Below are 18058 nucleotides of genomic sequence, written 5' to 3' on the forward strand. Positions count from 1 at the left end.
GGTACGCCGCCGCCTTCATTCGCTCGTGCGAGAAACGCTCGCCGGGGCTCGGCGAGCGCTATTCGCCTGCCATTTACCCCGCCCGAGAGGGATCAGGGCAACCCTGGATTGTTGCAGACCAGCCCCGACGCCGTCGCACGCGAAGTTACTTCTCCCGCATGTGCCGCCATCAGCCCATTCGCTCGCCAAGACGCTAACGCGCAGGCTTATCTATCAGAAAGGTACGTTTACTGGGCCGCATGCCTCCACGACAGCAATCACCACCGCCGGGTCCGGGCGCACGCGGAAGTCGGGCTCGACGAAGGCGTAGCGCACGATCCCGCCACTATCGATCACGAAGGAAGCGGGAATGGGGAGCAGCATGCCGGAGTCGCCGTAGATGTCGGCAAGGTCGAGACCGTGCGCCCGGTAGCTCGCGTGCAACTCCGCGCCCATTGGGTGTGCGAGGCCGAGCGAGAGCGCCAGCCCGTGGTCGACGTCGCAGAGCATCTCCGCGTTCGGCGCCAACCCGCAGCGCGTCTCCTCCGCTCGCCCGCCAATCTCGCCGCTGACCGCGACGAAGTGCCCGCCCACTGCCTCCAGCCGCGGGATCGCCTCGTGCCAGGCTTGCAGCTCGCCGCGGCAGTAGGGGCAGAAGCCGCCGCGCATGAAGCTGAGCACCACCGGCCCTTCGGCCAGGCGATCGGCGATATCGACGTAGCGGCCACGCGAGTCCGGCAGTGCGAACGGCTCGAACCGGTCGTAGAGCTTGGGCGCGTCAAGGCCCGCGCCGCTCTGGCGTAGCCGGCCGACGAAGCCGTCGAAGAGCGCGTTCCAGTCGAAGGCGGGCGCGGCGGGGGCAGCGATCGTTTCCATGGACGCCATTGTGGCGGGGCGGGCCGGGCGTGTGAAGGACCCGGGCGTGCATGGGTTCCATGCGCGCCAGCGATGGACCGGAGCCCGCGATGCGGGCCGCGCATGGAAAGCATAGGACCTCGGCATTTCACCGCGACGACCCGCTCGGCCAGTTGAAGGGCACGGAAGCGGTCACCCCCGATCGTCCCGTCCCGACACGCAAGGAACACGACCATGAAGCTCAAGACCCTCATCGCCGCGCTGGGCCTCGGCCTCGCAACCGTCGCCGTCCCGGCGCCCGCCTTCGCCAAGGACGCGCCCGTCTACACCGGCACGTTCAGCAACACCGCGGTCTCCGGCTACGACACCGTCGCCTACTTCACGCAGGGCAAGCCGGTGAAGGGCTCGACCGAGTTCCGCACCACCTACAACGGCGCGGAATGGCGCTTCGCCAGCGCGGCCAACCTCGCCAAGTTCCGCGCCAACCCGGGCCGCTACGCCCCGCAATACGGCGGCTACTGCGCCTGGGCGGTCAGCCAGGGCTACACCGCCTCGGGCGACCCGACCGTCTGGAAGGTCGTCGGCGGCAAGCTCTACCTGAACTACAACCAGGAGATCGGCGCCAAGTGGTCGAAGAACATCCCCGGCTTCATCCGCGCCGGCGACGCCAACTGGCCCAAGGTCCTCGGCTGAGCCGCAGCCGATCCCCGACCCCTTGAAGGAGTGACTGCGATGAGCACGTCCCACCGCCGCATCCAGATCGTCCTCGTACTCTACGTCGCGTTCGTGTTCGTCCAGTCGCTCTTCTTCAAGTTCACGAACTCGCCCGAGACCGTCTACATCTTCGGCACGCTCGACGAGTGGGCGGGAGGCCTGGGCTTGCCCGGCCTGTTCGCGCCTAACGGCATCTTCTCGCAATACGTGATCGGCTCGGCCGAGCTCGTGGCGAGCGCCGCCCTCCTCGCCAGCCTCTCGGCCCGCTTCCGGTCGCTGCGCCCCTACGCCGCGCTTCTCTCCATGGGCGTGATCTCCGGCGCGATCCTGTTCCACCTGTTCACGCCGCTGGGCGTGTCGGTGCTCAACGCCGACGGCACCCGCGACGGCGGCCTGCTGTTCGGGATGGCGTGCGGCGTGTGGCTCGCCTCGGCCGCGCTGATCTGGCTCAACCGCGACCGCGTCGCCCTGCCCGGCGCGCTGCGCCGGGCGGTGGCGGCCTGAGCCGCGCCGGCGAAGGGAGGCTCGCCATGGACGCCTGGCTCACGGACACGATCACCGGCTATGCCGCGTCGCCGGTGCTGCTGTTCGCCGCCCTCTTCCTCCTCACCTTCGTGCAGGAGGACGCGGTCAGCGTGACGGCGGGCCTGCTCTCGGCACGCATGGTGATCGACCCCGTGCCGGCCGTCGCCGCCGTCGTCCTCGGCACGGTCGTCGGCGACCTGGCCCTCTACGCCGCCGGCCGCTGGCTGGCCGACACCCGGCCCGTCCGCAGGCTGCGCGCCGCGAGCGGGCCGCTCGAGGGCCGGCTGCGGCGGCAGGGCCTGCTCGCCGTCGCCGCCGCGCGCTTCGTGCCCGGCACCCGTCTCCCCGTCTTCCTCGGCAGCGGCGTCGTCGGCACGCCGCTGGCGGCGTCGACCCTGGTCATCTCGCTGACCACCCTCGCCTGGACACCGGGCCTGTTCTACCTCGGCTACGGTGCGGGCGAGCACGTGCTGGCTATGATCACGCCCTCCTCCGGACTGATGGTCGCCGCACTGCTCGCAGCGGTCTGGTTCGCGCCGAACATCGTCCGTCGAGGCGTCAGCCTGGTCCGCCCGGCGACGGCCGTCGCGGCGGCGGGGGCCTGACCCGTGACCGACCCGACCGGTCCGGAGCAGGACGTGGCGGCACCCCGCTTCCGGCTCAACGCGCATGCCGATGTCGGCGTGGAGGTGCTGCACGCTTCGCTCCGCGACCACCACTTCGACCCGCACTTCCACGAGACCTACCTGGTCGGCTTCACCTGCGGCGGCGTCGAGCGCTTCTCCCAGTCCGGCCGGCCGGAGGTGTCGCTGCCCGGGCAGGTCAGGGTCGCCGAACCCGGCGCGGTTCACACCGGTGAGCCGGGCGACGATCAGCCCTGGCGCTACGTCGCCCTCTACTTCGGCGCGGAGGCGTTCGCCGACCTGCGGCCGGAGGCACCCGCCGCTCCCGTCTTCGAGAAGGCGGTGCTCGACGATCCCCAGCTCTTCCGCATCGGCCTCGATCTCGCCGACGCCCTAGCGCACGCCCTCGACCCGGCCGAGCGCGAGGAGCGGTTGGCGCTCCTGCTGATGCGCCTCAGCCGGCATCAGGTCGGCGCCGACGCCGGCGAGGTGCGGCCCGAGCCCGAGAAGATCCGGCTGGCCCGCCAGTACATCAGGGCGCGCATGGCCACGGTCGTCCGGCTCGAGGAGCTCGCGGCGGCGGTGGGCTTCAGCAAGTTCCACCTGCTCAGGACCTTCAAGGCCGCGACGGGCCTCACCCCCTGGCGCTACCAGGTGCAGCTGCGCCTCGCGTCGGCACGCGCCCTGCTCCGGGACGGCGTGCCTGCGAGCCAGGTGGCGGTCATCTGCGGCTTCTTCGACCAGAGCCACTTCACCCGGCTGTTCCGGGCCTCGTTCGGCATCACACCGGCCGCGTTCCAGTCGGCCTACAAACGGCTGTGACCACCGCGATCACCACGGCGGCCCTGGGCGCGCGCGCCGACCGCAACATCGTGCAAGACCGTTCAACGCCACGGCCCACCTTGCGCCCCATGAACGCGACCCGCCCGGTCCAGACGACTCGCAGGCAGGAGAACGGCCTCGCGCTCACGACCGACGATCCCGCGATCGTTGCGGCCGTGGACGCTCTGGAGGCGGAGCTGCTCCGCTACGGCAAGGGGGTCGGTCGCTACCTCGACGGCCCCGCCGCGGCGAGCGACTGCGCGCTCGCGGTCGCCTACGCCGCCGCCGTCCACCTGTTCGCGCTGACCACCGAGGGCCGGGCGCGGGCGATGCCGCTCGTCGGGCGGGCCCTGCGCCTCGCCAGATCCGCCACCGCGCGCGAGCGCACGGTGGTCGAGGCCGTGGCGCACTGGGCGGCCGGTGACACCGCGCGCGCGACCGCGCTCCACATGGAGGTCGCGCGGCGATGGCCCGCCGACCTCGTCTCCGCAAAAATCTGCCAGTTCCACCAGCTCAACGCCGGCGACTTCTCGGGCATGCTCGCCTGCACCGGCGCGCTGGTCGGGGCGCTGCCGGACAACGGCTGGACGCTCGGCATGCACGCCTTCGCGCTCGGCCAGACGGGCGACCTCGCCGGTGCGGAGCGCGCGGGGCGGGCGGCGGCGGCGCTGAATGCGGACCCCTGGGCGCACCACGCCGTCGCGCATGTCCTCGATGACGCCGGACGAGCGGCCGAGGGACGCGCGTGGATGCGCGAGCACGGCCGGGTCTGGGAGGACTGCTCGTCCTTCATGTATACCCACAACTGGTGGCACGCGGCGCTGTTCGAGATCGGGCTGGGCGATCACGGCGCCGCGCTCGCGCTTTTCGACGAGCGGGTCTGGGGCGTCCGGCGCGACTGCTGCCAGGACCAGGTCAACGCGGTGTCGCTGCTCGTGCGCTTCGAGCTGCTGGGCATCGACGTCGGCGATCGATGGGACGACCTCGCGCCGCATCTGGAAAAGCGGATCGGCGATCAGGCCAACGCCTTCGTCGACCTCCACTATGCCTACGGCCTGGCGCGGGCCGGTCGCGACGGTGCGGTCGAACGGCAGCTCGCAGCTCTGCGCACGGGTGGCGAAGCGGGCGAGCCGCCGGCTCGCGCGTTCCGCGACGCGGTGGCGATGGCGGCCGAGGGCATGGCGGCGCACGCGCGCGGCGACCATGGTCGCGCCGCCGCGCGGCTCGCCGCGGTCGGCGGGCATCTGCCCGCCTTCGGGGGCAGCCGCACCCAGCGCCGGCTGGTCGACCTAGTCCGCGAGGACAGCGCCCGGCGCGCCGGCGCGGGCGCCCGGATGCCCGGGCGGAGCGCGGCGCGCGCGTGAGGCCGCCCGGCGTCCTGGCGCTCGCTTTGCCGCTGCTCGGCTGCGGCATGCCCGACACGCCCGGGCCCGACGAGGCGAAGGCGGACGGGATCGAGCGCGCCTCCTACGCCGTGCCGGGCGCGGCGACGCGGGTCTCCTATCTCCGCGCTGGCGACCCCGGCGACCGCCGCGTCATCCTTGTTCATGGCACGCCCGGCTCCGCCGATGGCTGGGCCAGGTTCCTCGCCCGCCCGCCCGCGGGTGTCGAGCTGGTGGCGATCGATCGGCCCGGCTTCGGTGCGACGACGCCGTCCAACGCCGTTCCCTCCCTCGCGGCGCAGGCGGCCGCGATCGCGCCGCTGCTCGTCGAGCATGACGGCCGGTGGCCGATCCTGGTCGGCCACTCGCTGGGTGCGCCGGTCGCGGCGCAGGTCGCGCTGGACAACCCGGGCCGGGTCGGCGGCCTCGTGCTCCTTGCGGGCTCGTTCGACCCGGCGCTGGAGCACGTCTACGCGGTCCAGCGCATGGGCGAGTGGCCGGGCATCCGGTCGGCGCTGCCCCGGTCGCTGCGCAACGCCAACGTCGAGCTGATGGCGCTCAAGCCGCAGCTGGAGGCGCTCGCTCCTAGGCTCGCACGGCTGCGCTGCCGGGTTGCGGTGGTGCACGGGACGGAGGACAGGCAGGTGCCCTATGCGAACGTCGCCTTCCTCCGGACGCGGCTAGCGGCCGCGCGGCTGACAGTGCGGAGCCTGAAAGGCGTGAACCACTTCCTCCCCTGGAACAGCCAGGAGATCGTCGAGGAGACGATCGCGTCGCTGCTCGCCGAGGAGCCCGGCCGTTGCTGAGCGCCGCGCCCGACGTCGTCCCGCATCGCGGCATGCCGCCGCTCGACGACGCCCCGCCGCTGTCGCGCTTCGAGTTCTGGCCGGCGTGGCGCTTCTACGCGCCCGTGTGGATCTGGGCCGCGTTACTGTCTGTGCGACACCTCGGCGCGCGGCTGCCGCTGCTGGCCAACCCGGGGCTGCCCGCAGGCGGGCTCGTCGGCGAGGTCAAGTCGGAGGTGCTGGACCTTGTCGGTGCGGACCAGCGCGAATGGATCGCGCCCTACGTCTCGCTACTCCGGCTGGGCGGTCCCGCCCCGGCGCAGGCGGCCGCCGCGCTGGCCCGGGCGCGCGCGCACGGCCTCGACCTCCCGCTCGTCGCCAAGCCGGAGCTCGGCTGTCGCGGCGCGGGGGTGCGGCCGATCCGCACGGAAGGCGAGCTCGTCGACTATGTCTCGCGCTTCCCCTTCGGGGAGCGCTACCTGCTGCAGGCGATGGTGGACGTGCAGGGCGAGGCGGGCGTGTTCTACCAGCGCGAACCCGGCGAGGCGCGCGGGCGCGTGGTGTCGCTGACGCTCAAGTACTTCCCCCACGTGACCGGCGACGGTGTTAGCACCCTGGAGGAGCTAATCCACGCCGATGCCCGCGCCGGGCGGGTTTCCCACCTCTACCTCGACCGCCACCGGGACCGTCTGGCGGAGGTGCTACCCGCCGGCGCGGCGTTCCGCCTCGCCTTCGCGGGCAGCCACAGCCGCGGCGCCATCTTCCGCGACGGCACGGCGCTGGTCACGCCCGCGATGGAGGAGCGGTTCGACGCCATCGCGCGCTCCATTCCGGAGTTCTGGTTCGGCCGCTTTGACGTCCGCTTCGCCGACGTCGAAGCGTTGAGGCGCGGCGAGGGCTTCCGGATCGTCGAGCTGAACGGCGCGGGCGCGGAGTCGACCCACATTTGGGACAGTCGCACCCGGCTGCGCGACGCCTACGCCACGCTGTTCCGCCAATACGCGGCGCTGTGGCGCATCGGGGCCGAGAACCGGCGGCGCGGCTTCAGGCCGGAAGGCTGGCGCGCGTTCCTGGCACGCCGCCGCCGCGAGCGCGAGGCGACCGCCCGCTACCCGGCAACGGCGTGACGGCGCTCCGGCCGCGCCGGTGCGAGCTGCCGGACGGGATGACGGCGGAGAACTGGCGCAGGCACCCGCATGCGCCCTGGGCGTTCGCCAATCCGGCGGCATTCCTGCCGACCGCCGCCGTGCGCAAGGTCGCCCCGGTCCGCCCGCTTCCGGCGGGTGAGCCGCTGCTGCTGCCCGCCGGCGTGCCGATGGAACGCGGCGTCGCGTCGCTCGCACATGTTCTGCGCGAAACTCACGCCGACGGCCTGATCGTCCTCCACCGCGGCGCCGTCGTCTACGAGCACTACGCGGCCGCGACCTCCGCCAGCAGCCGGCACCACTGCTTCTCGATCACCAAGGCCGTGTTCGGGCTCGCGGCCGAGCTGCTGCTCGCTGAGGGTGCCTTGAGCCCCGACCTGCGCGCGGCCGATGTCGCGCCCGAGCTGGCGGGCTCCGCATTCGCGGACGCGACGCTGCGCTCGTTGCTCGACATGCGCGACGGTGTCGCGTTCGACGAAGATTACGGCAACCCCGGCGCGGCGATCCACCTTTACTCCCGGCACTTCTGGGGAAGCGGCGAGGGCGGCGTGCTCGCGGCGCTGCGCGACCTGAAGGCGCCGACGAACGCGGGCGCGCCGTTCCTCTACCGGACGCCGGCCTTCGACGCCGCCGGGCTGGCGCTGGAGCGCGCGACCGGCGCGCCGCTGCCGGACCTGGTGTCCCGCCTGATCTGGCGCCGGATCGGCGCCGCCAACCCGGCGCGCTGGGTCGAGGACACGGGCGGGCGGGCGATCGCGGCAACCGGCTTCGCCTGCACGCTGCGCGACCTCGCGCGGCTCGGCGACGCGGTCGGGGCCGCGGTCCGCGGCGAAGGCGACCCCGCATGGCTCCGCGCCGGCCGGGCACTGATGGACGGCGGCTGCCGCGACGCGTTCGCGCGCGGAGCCAACGCGACGCGCCCCGGCTGGTCGTATCGCGCCGGCTGGTGGGTCGACCATCCGACGGGCGCGCTCAACGCACTCGGGGTGTTCGGCCAGCGGCTGCATGTGGCTTCGGAGGAAGAGGTCGTCATCGCCCGGTTCGGGTCGCACCCGGTCGCGTCCAACCAGGCGACCGACGCCGTCCACGCGCGGCTGTTCGCGGCCATTCGGGATGAGCTGCGTGGCCGTTGACGTCGCGCCGCCACGCACCCTGGGCGGGCTACCCGCGCTGGCGGGGCACCTCGCGCACGCCTTCGCGCTCGTGCCGCCCTGGTCGCTCTCCCGCTCGACGCGGCGTCGCCGCGACCTGGAGCGCCGCTTCTTCGCCCGCACGCTCCGGGCCGTCGGCGTCGAGCTGGAGGTCGTCGGCGCGCCCGTCCAAGGGCCCGGCGTCATGTTCCTCGCCAACCACCTCAGCTTCACCGACGTGCTGGCGCTGGCGCCGCTGCTCGACGCCTCGTTCGTCGCCAAGGCGGACGTGCGGCGCTGGCCGGGGATGGGGCGGCTCGTCGAGGCGTTCGGGACGGTGTTCGTCGACCGCGACCGGCCGGCGGACGCGGCCGCGCAGGTCGAGGCGGTGGCCGCCCGGTTGCGCGGGGGCGGGCGGGTGGCGCTGTTCCCGGAGGGTACCACCTCGCGGGGCGACGGCGTGCTGCCCTTCCGGACGGCGCTGCTCGCGGCCGCGCGGCACGCGCGCGTCGTCCAGCCGATCGCGCTCGCCTACAGCGACGGCGCGCGCCGCGCCTATGTCGGCGAGGAGTCGCTGGTCGCCAACCTCGCCAGGCTGGCCCCGCACCGCGCGCGGCTCAGCATCGAGTTCCTGCCGCCGCTGCCGGACCCCAGAAGGTCGGACCGGAAGCACCTCGCGGCCGAGGCGCGCGAGGCGATCGTGCGGGCGCTCTCAGATCGGGCCGATGCGGCGCGCCCTTGGTCGCAACAGAAGGCGTAGACCGGCCAGCCACGCCATAATGGCGCCCGTCATAAGCAGGTAGGCGAGCAGGCCCGACACGCTGCCCCCCGGCACCGCCCAGAGCAGCAGGCTGTCGTTGCCGCCGGGCACGAAGCTGGCCCCCGCCGCCATCAGCGCGCCGCCGCCAAGCGAGCGCAGGACCGGCACCGCGCGCGGCCGCTCCACCCTGAACCTGCCGGCGACGGTGCCGGCGACCACCGCGCCGACGAGGGTCGCCGCCCCCGTCAGCAGCGCCGGCGCGGCGACCGCCACCGGCGCGCCGCCCAGGCCGGCCGCGACCGCGCCGCGAACCGCGTCGGCGTAGGTCCAGCCCGGCGTCAACGCGAACAGCAGCGCGCCCGCCCCGCCGAGGACGACCATCGCCGCTCGCAGCGGCCACCGCCCGGGCGCGGCCCGGTCGCCGCCGCGCGCCAGCGTCCAGGCCGCGCCCGCGACGAGCGCCGCGGACGCGGCCACCAGCAGCAGCCCCGCCGGTGACGGCGAGCCGAAGCGGTTCGGGCCGACCGGCGCGCCGCCGACCAGTCCGCCCACCATCGCGTAGCCGGCTGCGAGGCCAAGCGGCACCGCCAGGAAGCGCACCTCGCCCAGCGCGATGCGGGCCAGCGTCCCGAACAGGCAGGCGTCGTTGACCAGCGCGCCCGCGGCGAGCAGCAGCGCGCCCGCCGCCAGCGGCGGCGCGAGCGGCGCCTCGGGCGGCAGGCCGGCGCGCATGCCCGCCGTCCAGGCGAGCGGCAGGCAGACCAGGCCCGCCACCCCGCCCGCGACCAGGAACCCGGCGAGCAGCCGCGCCCGCCCCTCGAACACAAGCTGCCTGCCGGCCGTCACCGCGCAGGTGCTGCCCTGCCCCACCGAGAAGCCGACGAGGAAGCCGAGCAGCGCCCCGAGCCCCGCGACCGTCGCGCCGACGCCGGTCACATCCCGCCCTCCGCCATCGCCGCCAGGCGCCGGAGCCGCAGCAGGTGGACGGGCGCGTCGAGGCGCGCCAGCGCGCGCCCCATCGCGTCGCGGCCGGCCGCGACGGCCCGGTCGTAGGCGCGCCAGTTCCGGATCTCGATGCCGCCCACCTCGGGCATGACGTAGAGGTCGGCCGCCGCGCGGGAGGCCGCGAGGTCGGGGCCCGCCGCCATGGTCGCCGAGCGCATCAGGATGGAGACGATCGGCGGCCCGCGCCGCCACGCCCCCGACCAGAACCACCGCCCGAGCGGACGGGGGCGCTCCACGTCGGCGGAGGTGAGCCCCACCGCCTGCGACACGTCCACCGCGACCACCGGGCCGTCGTGCGTCGCTCGCATCACCTCGGAGGGCAGGTTGCGCAGCACGCCGCCGTCGACCAGCACGCGGTCGCCCATCGCCACCGGCGGAAGCACGCCGGGCAGCGAGATGGAGGCCCTGAGCGCGGTCGCGAGCGGACCGCGCCGGTGCGCCACCGGCTCGCCGGTCGCAAGGTCCGCCGACATGCAGAAGAACGGCAGGGGCAGATCGGCGATGTCGACGTCGCCGAAGTGCTCGGCCAGCCGGCGCTCGACCTTGCGGCCCCGCGTCATCGCCACGAACGGCAGCGCGACGTCGTCCAGCGGGTTGGTCGCGACGAACGCCGCCCGCATGCGCCGGTCCAGCTCCTCGCCATCCCAACCGGCCGCCAGCCCCGCGGCGACGATGCCGCCCATCGACGTGCCGCAAACCGAGTCGATCGGCACCCCGGCCCGGCGCAGCGCGTCGACGGCGCCCACGTGCGCGAAGGCGCGGGCGCCGCCGCCCGACAGCACCAGCGCGACCGCGCACCCGGTCAGCGTCCGCGCGAGCGGGCCGCAGTCGCCGCCGACCAGGTGGAAGTGGCGCGCGGGGCCGACCGCGTCCAGCCAGGCCGCCGTGCCGGCCGGCCGCTCGCCGCGCTGCACGAGGACCAGGTCGACGAGCCCGCTCGCCTGCAGGGGCTCGCTCGCGCACAGCCCGCAGTCGGCGGGCGGCGGCCGGTCGCCGTCGGCCAGCAGCAGCATGCGGTCGGCCTGGCGGCGGCACGCCGCGGCCCAGGCCCCCTCCTCCGCCTGCGCCGCGCAGAGCAGGTAGTCGTGCCGCGCCTCCGCCTCGGACCACCAGGCGGGGTCGCGATCCAGGAACGACGCGTCCAGCACGGCGACGTCGTGGCCGAGCGCGCGCATCGCGCCGGCCAGCAGCCCCGCCCAGCGGCGCGCGTCGACGCCGGCGTCCAGCGCCGCCAGCCCGATCACGCGCGGCGTGACGGCGCCCGCGCCTGCGCCCGCGCCCGCCGACCGCGAGCGGGCGACCAGCAGCCGCGCGACCTCCACCATCGCGTCGGGGCTGCGGCGGGCGGCCGCGAGGAAGCCGGCGCCCGGCATCGCGGCCACCTCGCTGTCGCGCAGCGCCACAACGGTCGCCGAGCGCGGCGTCCCCGCCAGCAGGCCGAACTCGCCGACGACGTCGCCCGGGCGGAGCACGCCCACCAGCGCGCGCCCCATCGCGCCCTCGCGGAACACGCCGAACGCGCCGGCGCGCACCATGAAGATAGCGTCGGGCGGGTCGCCCGCGCGATAGAGCGCGGACCCGCCCGCCACCGCGAGCGTGCGAACGGAGCGCGCGCGGTCGAACAACCTGGCGATGGCGGGGACGTCGGTCGTGGCTCGGCTCCTCGCCGGGCAGGCTGCCGGAGAGCGGCGGGCGGTCAAGTCACAGGATTGCTATCCGCAGGGCATTTCTCGCGGAATACGCCGGCCAAGATCGGACTGGTGTCGCGGCACGCGGCAGAGGGTCGAAGGGTGACGTTCGACAAGCGGAGGCAAAAGGGGCAGGGCGCGACCGGGCGAGCGCGCCCGGAGTGATGCGAACCATGCCGACCGTCGCCCTGGTGCAGCGACCCCCGGTCTTCCTCGACCTGCCGGCCAGCGTGGCGCTGGCGGCGGAGATCATCGGCGAGGTCGCGCGCGGCGGCGCGGACCTGGTCGTCTTCCCCGAGACGTGGCTCCCCGGCTACCCCGTGTGGCTGGACGACGCGCCGGACGCCGCGCGATGGGGGCACGCGCCGGCGGAGGCGCTGTTCCGCCACCTCTTCCAGCACTCTCCCGCGATCGACGGCCCCGAGCTGGCGACGCTCGCGGCGGCCGCCGCCGAGCACGGCGCGGACGTCGCGATGGGCATGCACGAGCGGCGCGGGGGCACCCTCTACAACTCCATCGCCTTCCTGGGCGCGGACGGGTCGCGCCACCTGCATCGCAAGCTGTCGCCCACCTACAACGAGCGGCTGATCTGGGGTTCGGGCGACGGCAGCACGCTCGGCGTCTGGGACCGGCCCTACGGAAAGGTCGGCGGGCTGGTCTGCTGGGAGCACTGGATGCCGTTGGTGCGCGCCGCCATGCACGCGCAGGAGGAGACGGTGCACGTCGCGCAGTGGCCGGCGGTGGGCGAGCGGCACCAGCTCGCCAGCCGGACCTACGCCTTCGAGGGCCAGTGCTTCGTGCTGGCGTCGGGCTGCGTGCTGACGCGCGACGACGTGCTCGCCGGCTTCGACAGCGCGCGCGGGGCGCCCGAGGCGCGCGACCTGCTGGCCTCCATTCCAGCGGACAAGTTCTGGCTGAAGGAGGGCGGCAGCGCGGTGATCGGACCCGACGCCGGCTACGTCGCGGGCCCGAGCTTCCGCGACGCGGCGACCGTGATGGCCAGCTTCGACCCGGTCGCGGCGAAGCGCAGCCCCTACCTCGACGTCCATGGCCACTACGCGCGACCCGACATCTTCGAGCTGCGCGTCGACACGACCCGACGGGAGGGGGTCAGGTTCGGCGAATGGCCGCAGGCCTGATCGCCGCGTCGGCGGTGCGCCGCGACGGATCAGCCGGGCGGCGGCTGCGCGGCGACGATCGACGACACCTTGCTGGCGACCTCCTCCAGAGTCGCCGCCATGCGCGTCGGCTCGGACGCCTCGCCGGCGCGATCCGGCGCGTAGCGGCTGGTCAGGTACTCCCGCCGGGCAGCCACCGCGCGAAGGTGCGCCACGGTCCTGACCCGTAGCACCAGGCCGGCGGCGACCGCCATCTCCATCCGGGAGGCGAGGTCGTGCTGGAGCCCGCGGATCGCCTCGGGGGACCGGCACCGGTGCAACAGCAGCGCGTTGAGGTAGAGTTCCACCGCGTGCAGGGCCAACATGCGATAGGGCGAACGCGAGGAGGGCACGTCGCGCCTCCCGCAGTTCGCCACGGCCGCGGCGGCGAGCCGGTAGTCGTCCGCGAGCGACCTGATCTCGCCCGCGGTCGCGCGATGTCCCGGGTTTGACGTGACGGCGGACGTCTGCATGCCGCGACGGTAGGCGGGAACGGTTGCCGCCCCGTCAAGCGGCCCGCGTCGGTCGCGGGCGATCGAGAACGCGTGTGCCCTTGTGCCTGCGCCACCGCGACCGTAGCATGCCCCATCGGCAGGTCGCGCCGGCACGGGGGGCAGAAGAACTTGGCGCTCGCGCCCGACGCAACGCAGATCACCGTCCAGCAGGTTCTCGCGATGCTCGATGCCGACTTCGAGCCGATGGCGCGGGCCGTGGCCGCGGGCGAGTTCGCGCTATGGGTCGGCTCGGGCATCTCCCGCAGGGCGCCCAACCTAGGCCACCTCGTGTCCGCCGCAATCGAGTTCCTCCGAGAGCGCGCCGTCGCGCCCGCCACCGCCGCGATCTACACGCCCCCGCTGGAAGCCGCGCTGCGGCTCGCGGGCAAGGATCCGGCCGCACTCGCGGGCCGCTTCGGCGCACCGTTCGCGACGTGGCCCGAACACGACGAGATCGTGACCATCCTGTGGGACCAGTATTCGCGCGTGCTCGACATCCGGGTGCAGGGCGAACCCGCGGACTTCATCCTATGGGACGCGATCGACATCCGCCAGGCGTTCAGCGCGCCGCACCCGCCATCGGCGGAGCACCTCTGCATCGCCATCCTCGTTATGGAGGACGCGGTGCACAGGATCGCGTCGGCGAACTGGGACGGGTTCATCGAGGCGGCAGTCGATCGCCTGAGCGGCGGCGCGCAGGGGCTGCTGCAGGTGGTCGTCGACCCCGCACAGCTGCGCGGCCAGCCCGGGCGGGCGACGCTGCTCAAGTTCCACGGCTGCATCGTGCACGCGACCGATGACCCGGCCACGTTCCGGCGCTTCCTGACCGGCAGCCGCAGCCAGATCATGCGCTGGCCGGAAGTGCCCGAGTTCGCGGCGATGCGCCACAGCGTCATCGAGGTCGCGCAGACGCTCAAGTCGCTAGTCCTCGGCCTGTCGATCCAGGACAACAACCTCCAGACGCTGTTCATCCGCGCCCAGCAGATCCACCCCTGGCCATGGCCGTGCGCGCCCGAAGCGCCGGCCCAGGTGTTCTGCGAGGAGGAGATCAAGCCCGGGCAGCAGGACGTGCTGAGAAGCATCTACGTCGACGCCTACGACCAGCACGGCCCCGACATCGAGGCGGCCGCTCACCTGCGCGCCTGGGCGGAGCAGGTCCTGATCGCCCTCGTGCTGAAGACCGTCGCGGACAAGCTGATCACGCTGATGGGACTGTGGCTCACATCCTGCGGCAAGGCCGCGCTCGCCCCGGCGTTCGCGAATGGCATCGTGGCGGTCAGGAACGCGACCGCGGCGCATGCTTCTGTCGACTCGGTCGAGCGGAGCCGCACGCCGGCGGTGAACACCGGCGTGGCCGCCTGGTCGCGGATGGTGCGGATGTTCAGGAACGGCGCGCTGCCGGCCAGCGGCGACACCTACGAGCCGGTCAGCGCGACGGCAGCCGGCTTCCTGCACGCCGACCAGAACGCCCAGTCCGCTGGGCTGGGCCGGCTGGCGCTGGCGCTCTCGCTGCTAGAAGGCGGGCGTGCCGCCGGCCGCTGGGCGATCTCCCCGCCCGCGAACGACGAGGCCGGCGCCGGCGCTATGACCGCGACACCGGCTAGACCCGGAGCCACGCCGCGACCGGTGTTCGTCGTGCGCTCGGCGTCTGAGGCGATCGCTCTTCAGGGCGCCGGCGCGTTCGCGAACGACAACGCCGTCGTGGTGCACGGCGACGACGCCTGGCGGACGATGGTCGGGCAGAGCGCGCGCGTCCCGCGCGGCGCCCCCGGCCGGACCGGACGCCTGGCACCGACGCACGTCAGCCTCGCACACCTGGTCTCGACCTCCGCGACCGCGGTCGACCTGCAGGACCTGTTCGCGGCGGAAATGCTCCTGTGACCTCGGCGCTGATCGCCGCCGTGCGCGACCGGCTCCTCGTGGCCGGCTACTCCGACCTGCCGACGCCCCTGCACGTCGCGGGCGTCGCCTTCGACTTCACCGGCGTCATGCGCGGGCGCGACGGGCGCGCGCTCGACCTCGTCGTCCTCGTCGACACGACCGCCGGCTCGTTCGGGGACGTCAAGGGCGCGCGGGTGCGCCAGCGCATCGAGGCGCTCAGCCGCGCGCTCGACGTGACCGGATCACGCCTGGTCCTGACCGCCATCCTGGCGGGGGCGACGCTCGCCGGCGGCGTCGAGGCGCTCGCCGAGACCTGCCGGGTGCTCCAGGTCGAACCGCAACCCGCGCCGGACGGCCCGGGCGGCGCGGCCACGGCGATCGAGCAGATGGAGGACCGCATACGCGTCCTGCTGCCGCTCTCGCTGCCAGAGCCGGCCGGCGGCGAGGAGGAGGGCGGCACCGCCGTCGAGCAGCTCAGGAAGGCGCTGCCGTCGGGCGTGGACACGGCGATCGTCGACGCGCTGCTCGCGGCTTCGCGCCGTGGCGAGGTCGCGGTCACGAAGGAGATCGGCAGCCTGATTGACGCCGAGCTGAAGACGAACATGGACCCGCCCGCCGCCGGTGCCGCGGGCGAAGGGAGGACCGCATGAACCGGCCCACCCTGGCATCACTCGACGTGACCAACTTCCGCAGCATTCGCGGGCACGTCCACGCCCCGCTCGACGCGAGGGTGGTGCTCGTCCACGGCGAGAACGGGGCGGGCAAGACCAGCCTGCTCTCGGCCATAGAACTCGCCCTCACCGGCGGCGTGCAGTCCCTCAGGCGCGCCGACCCGGCCTACGCGCGCCAGCTCCTGCACCGCTCCGCCGACCAGGGCGGCGTCGCGCTCGCGACCACGGGCGACGGCGGAGGGCGCTACGAGGCGGCGCTGACGCCCACGGGCGCCAAGTCGATCAACAAGCTCGACGCCGCCGACGCGTCGTTCTTCACGGAGCGGAGCTACCTGCCGCAGTCCCTCCTCAGCCAGCTGCTTCAGATCTACCAAGACGCCGGCCAGGAGGCGAACTCGCCGCTCGCGCGCTTCGTCGGCGATTTGCTGGGGTTGAACCTGCTCGACGCGATCGAGGAGGGGCTGAAGCCGCTCGCCGACAAGCGGAACGTCAGGAAGATCGCCGGCGAGTGGGCGACCGCAGAACTGCGGCAGAGTCAGGCCGAGCGGTCGCTGCGGGCGGATGCGGAAGCACGCGCGCTGCTGCAGGAGCAGATAGATCTGAAACTCGCCGACCTGCGCGGTGCGCTGGCGATACTCGGCGTCGACCTTCCCGCCGACGAGGCGAGCCTGGACGCGATCGAGCCGACGCTGGCCGAGCCGTCGGACGCCGCCGACCTGGAGCGGCTTGCGGACAGCCGGCGGCAGCTCGCCTCGATGCGCCGCCAAGTCGCGGAGGAGAACGCGGCCGGCACGGGGCCGGACGCGTCCGCGGGCGCGGGAGCCGCCGCCGAGGCGTTCTCCCGCTGGGTGGCGGCCAACGGCGAGCGCGAGGCCACGCTGCTCCGCGACGTCGCGATCGCGCTCCCCGAAGCCAACCTCCCGAGCGAGACCGGAAGGTTCGTGGACGCGGCGCGGACGGCGGCCAGGGCGCGGCGCGCGCAGGCGCAGGCCCAGGCGACGCAGGCGCGCGCGGACGCGAGGCGGCTTCTCGAGGCCGAGGGCGAACTTGAGACGGAGCGCGGCCGGCTTGCCGCCATTGACAACGAGGTCGCGCGCCTACCGGGAAAGGCCGGCGGGCTAGCGTCCGCGCTGGCGGAGCTGACCTCGTTCATCGAAGGCGAGACCTGCCCGGTCTGCGACCGAGACTATCGCGAGGTCTCGGACGCGCCGCTCGTCGAACACGTACACGCCAAGGTGCGGACCCTGTCCGCATCGGCCGAGCGGCTGCTGGCACTCGGCCGCGCGCGCGGCGAGGCCGCGTCGGCGGGCGAGAGGCGGGTGCGGGAGATCGAGGAGCTGCGAGCGAGGCGTGTCGAAGCGCCCGCCTTGGCGGCGGTCGACCGGCTCGGGGCCGAACTCGATGCGCTGATCGCCCGGCTAGACGAGATGGAGCCCACGGTGCTGGAGGGCGCGCGCCTGCGGGCGGCCGACGTGGCGGCGCGGCGCGCGGCCGCCGAGCGGGGGCTGCGCGACTCCTCGCTCGCGGCGGCCCGCGACATGGTCGCGTCTTTCGCGGCTTCGCTCGACCTCGACTCGACCGATGTGGAACTGGACCTGACGGGGGTCGTCGACCGCATCGGGGCGGCCCTCGCGGAACGAGAAGCCCGCCTGAAGGCCAGGCTCGCCGCGCGGAACGCGGCGCGCGAGGCGGTGGCCGCGATCCGGGCGGCGACGACTAGACGGGCGGTGTTCGAACAGGTGATCGAGACCGGGAAGGCCGAGGTCGGGCGCGCCGCGGACGCGCTGCGGCGTGCGCAGCGGGTGCGCGATCGCGGCATCGCGGTGCGCGGCGCAGTCGAGCGGGTGAGGTCCGGCATCATCCGACGCGAATTCAATGATCGCCTCAACCGGCTGTGGCGCGACCTTTTCGTCCGGCTGGCGCCCGGCGAGCCCTTCGTGCCCGCATTCTCGATCCCGACGGCCAGCACGCACCGGCTGCAGCCCAAGCTCGTCACCGTACATCGCGACGGCGGTCTCGCCGGAGGCACGCCGGGCGCAATGCTGAGCGCCGGCAACCTCAACACGGCCGCCCTAACGCTCTTCGTCGCGCTCCACCTGTCCGTGCGCGACAGGCTGCCCTGGCTGATCCTAGACGACCCGATCCAGTCGATGGACGACATCCACGTCGCGCACTTCGCCGCGCTGCTGCGGACGCTGTCCAAGGAGCACGGGCGGCAGGTGCTTATCGCGGTCCACGACCGGCAGCTGTTCGACTACCTGCGCCTTGAGCTCAGCCCGGCGTTCCCGGACGACAGCCTCCTCACCCTGGAACTGACCAGGGGCCCGCGGCGGGACACGCGCTGCCTGTCCGAACGCTTCGGATACAAGGAAGAGGCCCTGCTGGCCGCGGCATAGCCGCGCGGTCCATTCTTCTCGTTCGAATCGCGAAACGGGCCCAGGC

General features: G+C 73.9%; 17 protein-coding genes. 13 read left to right on the forward strand and 4 right to left on the reverse strand.

Features of this window, described 5'->3' with window-relative positions:
* Positions 1-213 precede the first annotated feature (213 nt).
* Positions 214-855 carry a peroxiredoxin-like family protein gene (locus COA17_RS08030; RefSeq protein ID WP_167956322.1) on the reverse strand — a complete coding sequence of 214 codons (642 nt, stop codon included), beginning with the start codon at positions 853-855 and terminating at the stop codon, positions 214-216.
* Positions 856-1068: 213 nt separating this feature from the next.
* Here COA17_RS08030 and COA17_RS08035 point away from each other — a divergent pair, with 213 nt between their 5' ends.
* The 9 genes from COA17_RS08035 to COA17_RS08070 are packed head-to-tail and all read left to right on the forward strand — an operon-like array spanning position 1069 to position 8720.
* Complete coding sequence (locus tag COA17_RS08035; protein WP_096611481.1) at positions 1069-1527, forward strand: YHS domain-containing (seleno)protein; 459 nt, start codon at positions 1069-1071, stop codon at positions 1525-1527.
* 39 nt (positions 1528-1566) lie between these two features.
* Positions 1567-2052, forward strand: a complete 486-nt coding sequence (locus COA17_RS08040; protein WP_096611483.1) for a hypothetical protein — start codon at positions 1567-1569, stop codon at positions 2050-2052.
* A 26-nt stretch (positions 2053-2078) separates the two neighbouring features.
* Positions 2079-2678, forward strand: coding sequence for a DedA family protein (locus tag COA17_RS08045; RefSeq protein ID WP_096611485.1), 600 nt, complete (start codon positions 2079-2081; stop codon positions 2676-2678).
* Positions 2679-2681: 3 nt separating this feature from the next.
* Positions 2682-3518: a helix-turn-helix transcriptional regulator gene (locus COA17_RS08050; protein ID WP_096611487.1), complete on the forward strand. Its 837-nt coding sequence runs from the start codon at positions 2682-2684 to the stop codon at positions 3516-3518.
* Positions 3515-4882, forward strand: a complete 1368-nt coding sequence (locus COA17_RS18760; protein WP_141397054.1) for a tetratricopeptide repeat protein — start codon at positions 3515-3517, stop codon at positions 4880-4882. The genes COA17_RS08050 and COA17_RS18760 overlap by 4 nt, the downstream gene beginning before the upstream one ends.
* 26 nt (positions 4883-4908) lie before the next feature.
* The gene (locus tag COA17_RS08055; RefSeq protein WP_141397055.1) at positions 4909-5706 is read left to right on the forward strand and encodes an alpha/beta fold hydrolase; all 798 of its coding nucleotides are present in this window, start codon (positions 4909-4911) and stop codon (positions 5704-5706) included.
* A complete protein-coding gene (locus COA17_RS08060; RefSeq protein ID WP_096611491.1) occupies positions 5700-6812 on the forward strand; it encodes a D-alanine--D-alanine ligase in 1113 nt (370 codons plus the stop codon). The genes COA17_RS08055 and COA17_RS08060 overlap by 7 nt, the downstream gene beginning before the upstream one ends.
* A gap of 38 nt (positions 6813-6850) precedes the next feature.
* Positions 6851-7963, forward strand: coding sequence for a serine hydrolase domain-containing protein (locus COA17_RS08065; RefSeq protein ID WP_141397056.1), 1113 nt, complete (start codon positions 6851-6853; stop codon positions 7961-7963).
* Positions 7953-8720 carry a lysophospholipid acyltransferase family protein gene (locus COA17_RS08070; protein ID WP_167956328.1) on the forward strand — a complete coding sequence of 256 codons (768 nt, stop codon included), beginning with the start codon at positions 7953-7955 and terminating at the stop codon, positions 8718-8720. The genes COA17_RS08065 and COA17_RS08070 overlap by 11 nt, the downstream gene beginning before the upstream one ends.
* Here COA17_RS08070 and COA17_RS08075 read toward each other — a convergent pair.
* Both COA17_RS08075 and COA17_RS08080 read right to left on the reverse strand, forming a co-directional pair.
* Entirely contained in the window at positions 8673-9656 is a 984-nt protein-coding gene (locus tag COA17_RS08075; protein WP_096611495.1) for a YeeE/YedE thiosulfate transporter family protein, read from the reverse strand. The genes COA17_RS08070 and COA17_RS08075 overlap by 48 nt on opposite strands.
* Positions 9653-11314, reverse strand: coding sequence for a patatin-like phospholipase family protein (locus COA17_RS08080; RefSeq protein ID WP_209023461.1), 1662 nt, complete (start codon positions 11312-11314; stop codon positions 9653-9655). The genes COA17_RS08075 and COA17_RS08080 overlap by 4 nt, the downstream gene beginning before the upstream one ends.
* 263 nt (positions 11315-11577) lie before the next feature.
* Between COA17_RS08080 and COA17_RS08085 the strand changes: the two genes are divergently transcribed.
* Positions 11578-12552: a carbon-nitrogen hydrolase family protein gene (locus tag COA17_RS08085; protein ID WP_245857569.1), complete on the forward strand. Its 975-nt coding sequence runs from the start codon at positions 11578-11580 to the stop codon at positions 12550-12552.
* A 29-nt stretch (positions 12553-12581) separates the two neighbouring features.
* Here COA17_RS08085 and COA17_RS08090 read toward each other — a convergent pair whose 3' ends face one another.
* The gene (locus tag COA17_RS08090; protein WP_096611501.1) at positions 12582-13043 is read right to left on the reverse strand and encodes a hypothetical protein; all 462 of its coding nucleotides are present in this window, start codon (positions 13041-13043) and stop codon (positions 12582-12584) included.
* 150 nt (positions 13044-13193) lie between these two features.
* Here COA17_RS08090 and COA17_RS08095 point away from each other — a divergent pair, with 150 nt between their 5' ends.
* Genes COA17_RS08095 through COA17_RS08105 form a run of 3 tightly spaced genes read left to right on the forward strand, consistent with a single transcriptional unit; the run spans position 13194 to position 18012 of the window.
* Positions 13194-14945 (forward strand): hypothetical protein, encoded by a 1752-nt coding sequence (locus COA17_RS08095; protein WP_096611503.1) that lies wholly within the window; start codon positions 13194-13196, stop codon positions 14943-14945.
* Positions 14942-15595, forward strand: coding sequence for a hypothetical protein (locus COA17_RS08100; RefSeq protein ID WP_096611505.1), 654 nt, complete (start codon positions 14942-14944; stop codon positions 15593-15595). Before COA17_RS08095 ends, COA17_RS08100 begins: the two co-directional genes overlap by 4 nt.
* A complete protein-coding gene (locus COA17_RS08105; protein WP_096611507.1) occupies positions 15592-18012 on the forward strand; it encodes an AAA family ATPase in 2421 nt (806 codons plus the stop codon). The genes COA17_RS08100 and COA17_RS08105 overlap by 4 nt, the downstream gene beginning before the upstream one ends.
* Positions 18013-18058 lie beyond the last annotated feature (46 nt).

Origin of the sequence: Sphingomonas ginsenosidimutans (assembly GCF_002374835.1) — a bacterium.
Taxonomy (GTDB): Bacteria; Pseudomonadota; Alphaproteobacteria; order Sphingomonadales; family Sphingomonadaceae; genus Sphingomonas; species Sphingomonas ginsenosidimutans.